Origin of the sequence: Mesorhizobium sp. M7A.F.Ca.MR.176.00.0.0 (assembly GCF_004023165.1) — a bacterium.
In the GTDB taxonomy this organism is placed as follows: Bacteria; Pseudomonadota; Alphaproteobacteria; order Rhizobiales; family Rhizobiaceae; genus Mesorhizobium.
In genome coordinates, this window is sequence record NZ_RZTC01000107.1 from 16,651 (window position 1) to 21,866 (window position 5,216).

The 5,216-nt window shown below is 63.2% G+C and carries 6 protein-coding genes and 1 pseudogene; all 7 read left to right on the top strand.

The features are described 5' to 3' along the window. Positions 1 to 215, top strand: a pseudogene (locus EOB59_RS36755) (rhizopine-binding protein); the annotation flags it as partial. Positions 216 to 327: 112 nt separating this feature from the next. Then, the gene (locus EOB59_RS27370; RefSeq protein WP_127808286.1) at positions 328 to 1,404 is read left to right on the top strand and encodes an ABC transporter permease; all 1,077 of its coding nucleotides are present in this window, start codon (positions 328 to 330) and stop codon (positions 1,402 to 1,404) included. Between the two features lie 2 nt (positions 1,405 to 1,406). Further along, positions 1,407 to 2,174 (top strand): ATP-binding cassette domain-containing protein, encoded by a 768-nt coding sequence (locus EOB59_RS27375; RefSeq protein ID WP_023810655.1) that lies wholly within the window; start codon positions 1,407 to 1,409, stop codon positions 2,172 to 2,174. Between the two features lie 112 nt (positions 2,175 to 2,286). Continuing rightward, positions 2,287 to 3,282: an inositol 2-dehydrogenase gene (iolG, locus tag EOB59_RS27380; RefSeq protein ID WP_027039991.1), complete on the top strand. Its 996-nt coding sequence runs from the start codon at positions 2,287 to 2,289 to the stop codon at positions 3,280 to 3,282. A 32-nt stretch (positions 3,283 to 3,314) separates the two neighbouring features. Then, complete coding sequence (locus EOB59_RS27385; RefSeq protein WP_127382806.1) at positions 3,315 to 4,109, top strand: SDR family oxidoreductase; 795 nt, start codon at positions 3,315 to 3,317, stop codon at positions 4,107 to 4,109. A 191-nt stretch (positions 4,110 to 4,300) separates the two neighbouring features. Continuing rightward, positions 4,301 to 4,567: a type II toxin-antitoxin system Phd/YefM family antitoxin gene (locus EOB59_RS27390; RefSeq protein WP_127808287.1), complete on the top strand. Its 267-nt coding sequence runs from the start codon at positions 4,301 to 4,303 to the stop codon at positions 4,565 to 4,567. After that, positions 4,564 to 4,986, top strand: a complete 423-nt coding sequence (locus EOB59_RS27395) for a type II toxin-antitoxin system VapC family toxin (RefSeq protein WP_127808288.1) — start codon at positions 4,564 to 4,566, stop codon at positions 4,984 to 4,986. The genes EOB59_RS27390 and EOB59_RS27395 overlap by 4 nt, the downstream gene beginning before the upstream one ends. Positions 4,987 to 5,216: the final 230 nt, after the last annotated feature.

The following is a 5,216-nucleotide window of genomic DNA, read 5'->3' on the forward strand; positions in this document are numbered from 1 at the left end:
GCCTGGATGGCGCCGATGCCACCCAGGACGCGCTGGCGGCCATGCAGGCGGGCGACCTCGACGTAACCGTGTTCCAGGACGCCGCCGGCCAGGGCGCCGGCGCTCTCGATGCGGCGCTCAAGCTCTCCAAGGGCGAAAAGGTCGAGCACAAGGTCTACGTGCCCTTCCAGCTGGTGACGCCAGCCAACATCGACAAGTTCCTGAAGAAGAACTGAGCCGCCAACGGTTCGATACGGAGCGGCGCTCTCGACCAAGACAGCGCCGCTCCCCTCTCTCCCTCAGCGCCGCAGGCGCGAGGGCGACCGCGGCTGATGGAGGACAGAATACGTGGCACAGACATCTCATGGCGTCGGCGGCGTCGGTTTTGATGCGAAGAAGCGCACATGGCCGGCCGAGTTCAATGTTTTCCTGGCACTGGTCATTCTCGTCGTCATCTTCGAACTGATCGGCCGCATTTTTCTCGGCGACAGCTTCCTGTTCAACACACGCAGCGACGTCGGCGGCATCTTCAACGAAGCGCGCCTGCAGATCATCATCCTGCAGGTGTCGATCGTCGGCATCATCGCCATCGGTGTGACGCAAGTGATCATCACCGGCGGCATCGACCTGTCCTCGGGCTCGATCGTCGGCGCGACCGCCATGATCGCCATGAGCTTCGCCCAGGTGGCGACGGTCAACGGCAACCCCAATCCCAAGGCGATGTTCCTGGCGCAAGGCTGGACCGACCTGCCTGTCATCGTGCCGCTGCTGGTGGCGATCGCCTGCGGCCTGTTCGCCGGCCTGGTCAATGGCGCGCTGATCGCCTACACGCGCATTCCGCCGTTCATCGCCACGCTCGGCATGATGGTGACCGCGCGCGGCATCGCCAAATGGTGGTCCAAGGGCCAGCCGATCTCGTTTCCCACCGAGAGTTTCGCCGGCATCGGCAAAGGCCTGATGCCCGTCGTCATCTTCCTGTCGCTGGCCATCCTGTTCCAGCTGATCATGACCTACACCAGGTACGGCAAGCACTGTTACGCGATCGGCTCCAACGAGGACGCCGCGCGCATGTCCGGCATCAAGATCGCCAACCACAAGATCCTGGTCTACGTCATCGCCGGCATTCTCGCCGCGCTCGCCGCCGTGGTGCTGAGCTCCAAGAACCTGACCGCGCAGTCCGGCATGGGCGTGATGTACGAGCTCGACGCCATCGCCATGGCGGTCATCGGCGGCGTCTCCCTGTCGGGCGGCCGCGGCTCGATCATCGGCACGGTGATCGGCTCGCTGATCTTCGGCGTCATCATCTCCGGCTTCACCTTCCTGCGCCTCGACGCCTACTACCAGGAGATGGTCAAGGGCGTGATCATCGTCGGTGCGGTGGTTCTCGACCAGTGGCGCCAACGCCTGCGGGCAATGAGGGCATGACCATGTCAGACATCGTCCTGAAGACTGAAAACCTGACCAAGCGCTATGGCGGCGTGCACGCGCTGGAAGGCGCGAATTTCGAACTGCGCAAGGGCGAGCATGTCGCCATCATGGGCGACAACGGCGCCGGCAAATCGACCTTCGTGCGCCAGATCACCGGCGTCGAGCAACGCACCAGCGGCCAGATCTGGTTCGACGGCAAGGAGGTGAATTTTGCCGGGCCGATCGAAGCCCGCACGGCGGGCATCGAGACCGTGTTCCAGAACCTGGCGCTGGCCGACGATCTCGACGTGCCTTCGAACCTGTTCCTCGGCCGCGAGAAGGTGTTGTTCAACCTCGGCCCGTTCTCGATCCTGGACCGCAAATACATGCGCAAGGCGACCGAGGCGGCGCTCGTCCGCACGGCGGTGAAGATCCCCAATCTGTCCAACACCATCCGCCACATGTCGGGCGGCCAGCGTCAGTGCGTGGCGATCGCCCGGACGGCGACTTTCGCCTCCAAGCTGATCATCATGGACGAGCCAACGGCTGCCCTTGGCGTGCAGGAGACCGCGCAGGTCGAAAACATCGTCCGTACGCTCAAGGACAATGGCGAGCCGCTGATCCTGATCAGCCACAATATGCGCCAGGTGTTCGATCTCTGCGACCGTATCGTCGTGTTCCGGCGCGGCCGCATCGTCGCCAATCTGCGCAAGGAGAACACCGACGGAAACGACATCGTCTCCTACATCACCGGCGCCAAGACCGGAGAGGCGGAACTCGCGGCCTAAAACAGGATGATCACCCTGTTTTAAGGTATGCGTGCGTGAAGTAATCTTGCCCCCTTCCTCAGGGAAGGTGCGGACACAACTCTCTCAAACCCATCCCCTAGAGGAAATACCCATGACCGTTCGCTTCGCTCTCCTCGGTGCCGGCCGCATCGGCAAGGTCCACGCCCGCGCCGTCGGCTCCAACCCGCAGGCCAAACTGGTTGCCGTTGCCGATGCGTTCGAGAAGGCCGCCAAAGAGCTGGCGAGCGCCTATGGCGCCGAGGTGCGCAGCATCGAGGATATCGAGAAAGCCGGTGATATCGACGCCGTCGTCATCTGCACGCCGACCGACACCCATGCCGATCTGATCGAGCGCTTCGCCAAGGCCGGCAAGGCGATCTTCTGCGAGAAGCCGATCGACCTCAACGTCAAGCGCGTCGAGAAGTGCCTGGCCGTGGTCGAGAAGACCAAGGCGACGCTGATGGTCGGCTTCAACCGCCGCTTCGATCCGCATTTCGCCGCCGTACGCAAGGCGATTGACGACGGCGCCATCGGCACCGTCGAGATGGTCACCATCACCTCGCGCGATCCCGGCGCGCCACCGATCGACTACATCAAGCGTTCGGGCGGCATTTTTCGCGACATGACCATCCATGATTTCGACATGGCGCGCTTCCTGCTCGGCGAAGAGGTCGTGGCGGTCAGCGCCCATGCCTCGGTGCTGGTCGACAAGAAGATCGGTGCTGCCGGCGATTTCGATAGCGTCAGCGTCATCCTGGAAACCGCTTCCGGCAAGCAGGCGGTCATCTCCAACTCGCGCCGCGCCACCTATGGCTACGACCAGCGCATCGAGGTGCATGGCTCGAAAGGCATGGTCGCCGCCGAGAACCAGCGCCCGGTGTCGATCGAACTGGCCAACGAGAAGGGCTATACCCGCCCGCCGCTGCACGACTTCTTCATGACCCGCTATCTCGACGCCTACGCCATTGAGATCGCCGCGTTCATCACGGCCGCGACCTCGGGCAAGAAAGCGTCGCCGAGCGGTGCGGATGGGCTGGTGGCGCTGAAGCTGGCCGACGCGGCGCTGAAATCAGCAACGACCGGCAAGACCGTCCGTCTCGACAAGTAAGAACCGGAAACTAGGGTACAGGGAGCCGAGCGATGAGCACATCCGCCGATCGCAATTCGAAGACGCGCGCCATCGTCACAGGTGGCGCCCAGGGGATCGGCTTTGCCGTCGCCGAAGCTCTGGCCGAGGAAGGTTGCCGGGCACTGGCGCTCATCGGCCGTTCGCAGGAGAAGGGCGACAAGGCCGTCGCCCATTTCAGGAGAGCCGGCGTCGACGCGATCTTCATCAGCGCCGACGTCTCTAAAGTGGCCGACTGCAAGCGGGCGGTCGCCACCGCGATCTCGCATTTCGGCACCATCAACGCCCTGGTCAACGCCGCCGCGACATCGGCGCGCGGTTCGCTGGTCGAAACCTCCGAGGAGCTTTTCGACACCATCTTCGACACCAATGTGCGCGGCCCGTTTTTCCTGATGCAAGGCGTGGTGGCGCATCTCCTGGAAAAGAAGGCACCAGGCTCGATCGTCAACGTGCTGTCGATGTCGGCGCATACCGGCCAGTCGTTCCTGACGCCCTATTCGACCAGCAAGGGCGCGCTGATGACGCTGACCAAGAACGTCGCCAACGCCTATCGTCACAACCGCATCCGCTGCAATGCGGTGCTGCCGGGCTGGATGGACACGGAGGGCGAGGACATCGTGCAGAAGAAATGGCACGATGCGCCGGACGACTGGCTGGCAAAGGCCGAAGCCGCACAGCCGATGGGGCAATTGGTGAAGCCGGACCAGTTGGCGCGGCTGATCAGCTACATGGTCAGCCCGCAGTCCGGCGTCATGACCGGATCGCTGGTCGACTATGACCAGAGCATTGCGGGGTCGTCTCCGGAATAGGGTCAGCCGAATAGCCTCTCGTCCAGAAGCAGCTCGGCCAAGCCTTGGCCGAGCTTGCCCTCGCCAGCGTGACCGGCTCCAGACCAAAAATCGCCAAGGGACCCGAGCTCTGAAAGCCCTCCCTTCCCCTGTTGCCGCCGCATCACCACTCCCATATAGTCAAGATAGTCAGACTGGTCATGGAGGTCGCAATGCTGTCTGCGCCCAAAGAGAATACCAATTGGACGGTCGCCGGGGCAAAAGCCCGGCTCTCGGAGGTTATCGAGCGCGCGCAGTCTTCGCCGCAGACGATCACCAGAAACGGCAAACCAAGCGTGGTTGTCGTCTCGGCCGAGGAATGGCAGCGCAAGACCGCGCGCAAGGGTACGCTTGCGGAGTTCCTGCTGGAGTCGCCGCTGCGCGGCGCCGATATCAACCTTGAGCGTCAGCGCGACGAACCGCGTGATCTGCCGCTGTGAGGCTTCTGCTCGATACGAATGTCCTGTCTGAAGTGACACGACCGGCGCCGGACGCACGCGTTCTGAACTGGCTGGATCGGCTTGATGAGGACCGCTCCTTCATCAGCGTCGTGTCGATCGCCGAGATCCGGCGCGGAGTCGCCCTCATGGATGAGGGTCGGAAACGTGAGGCCCTGGCCGAGTGGCTTGCTCGGGACCTGCCGCAGCGCTTCGAGCAGAGGGTTCTTCCGGTGGACGAACCGGTTGCCTTGGCCTGGGGCGACTTGATGGGCCTTGCAAAACGCAGCGGTCGCGGCCTGTCGTCGATGGACGGCCTGATCGCAGCCACGGCGATTGCGCAGGAGCTTACCTTGGCAACACGCAATACGAAGGATTTCGAAGGTTTTGGAATTGAACTTTTTGATCCCTGGACTGCATGAAGCGCTCGGCGGCGTATGTCTGCATCGGAAACACCATCACTTCGTCATCCACGGGCGGAGCAAGGAGCGTAGCGACGCGGCGCAGACCCGAGGATCCATGCCGCGACTTCCGAGTGCGCGCCACGGTGCAGAATTCTGCTCCGCTGCACTCTATGGTCAAGGTCGCGGCATGGATCCTCGGGTCTCCGCGACGGAGCTACGCTCCTGCTCCGCCCGTGGATGACGAAGGT